The organism is Xanthobacter sp. BG11Y11_SDJG (assembly GCF_057364445.1).
On sequence record NZ_JBNFNU010000674.1, the window covers coordinates 1 to 1,310 of the forward strand.

Genomic DNA, 1,310 nt, shown 5'->3' on the forward strand with positions numbered 1-1,310 from the left:
CGTCCGGCAAGGCCGACCAGCGCCGCGTCCGCGCCCGCCGGCAGGCGCAAGGCGGGGTCGGGCAGGGTCAGGGTTCCGGTCTTGTCGAACGCCACGGTATCGACCCCGGCGAGGCGCTCCAGCATGTCGCCGGCATTCACCAGCAGCCCGGCGCGGAACAGGCGCCCGGTGGCGGTCACCTGCACCGCCGGCACCGCGAGCGCGAGCGCACAGGGGCAGGTGATGATGAGCACCGCCACCGCGATCATCACCGCGGTGTGCAGGCTGGCGCCGAACGCCAGCCATCCCAAGGCGGACATCAGCGCGGTGAGGTGCACCACCGGCGCGTAGAGTCGCGACACCCGGTCGGCCAGGCGCACATAGCGGTTCTTGGCGGCGAGCGCGCCGTCGAGCAGGCGCTGCACGTCGTCCACCAGCGTGTTCTCGCCCCCCGCGGTGACGCGAACGGTGATGGCGCCGGCACCGTTGAGGCTGCCGGCATAGACCTGGTCACCGGCCGCCAGCGCGCGCGGCAGAGTCTCGCCCGTCACCAGCGCCTCGTCGATGGCGGAGGCGCCGGCCACCACCGTGCCGTCCGCGCCCACCCGCTCGCCGGCCGCCACCAGGATCAAATCCCCGGGCTTCAGCGCCTGGACCGGCACCAGCACCTGGCCGCCGTCCGCCTCCAGACGGTGGGCCATGTCGCCGCGCAACGCCGCCACGTTGCCGGCCACCGCGCGGGTGCGCCGGCGCGCCTCGTGGTCGAGGTAGCGGCCCGCCAGCAGGAAGAACAGCAGCATGATCGCGCTGTCGAAATAAGCGTGTTCCTGGCTCAGCGCCGTCTCCACCACGCTCATGCCGAGCGCGAGCAGGACGCCGAGGGTGATCGGCACGTCCATGTTCAGCGTGCGCGTGCGCAGCGCCCGCATGGCGCTCTGGAAGAAGGGCTGGCCGGCATAGGCGGCCGCCGGCAGCGCGATGAGCGCGGATATCCAATGGAAGAAGTCGCGCGTCTCGGGGGTGATGTCGGTGACGTTGCCGGACCACACCGAGACCGACAGCAGCATGATGTTCATGGCCGCGAAGCCCGCCACCCCGAGGCAGCGCAGCAGCCATTGGGCGTGGCGCGCCTCGCTCTCCTCGGCGCGGCCGGCGAAGGGATGGGCGCGATAGCCGAGCGCCTCCAGGCGCCCCACCACGGCGGCGGGCGCGGTGTCCTCCTCGAGGGCCACGGTCAAGCGGTGGGTGGAATAGTTGAGGCGCGCGCGCACCACGCCGGGCAGCGCCGCCACGCCCTTCTCGATGTCGCCGATGCAGGCGGCGCAGTCGAG

At 72.7% G+C, this 1,310-nt stretch carries 1 protein-coding gene; it reads right to left on the bottom strand.

What is annotated here, in order from left to right:
* Positions 1-1,310, bottom strand: a 1,310-nt coding sequence (locus tag AC2W7M_RS25650; RefSeq protein ID WP_486135937.1) for a heavy metal translocating P-type ATPase, incomplete at both ends; no start/stop codon positions are given.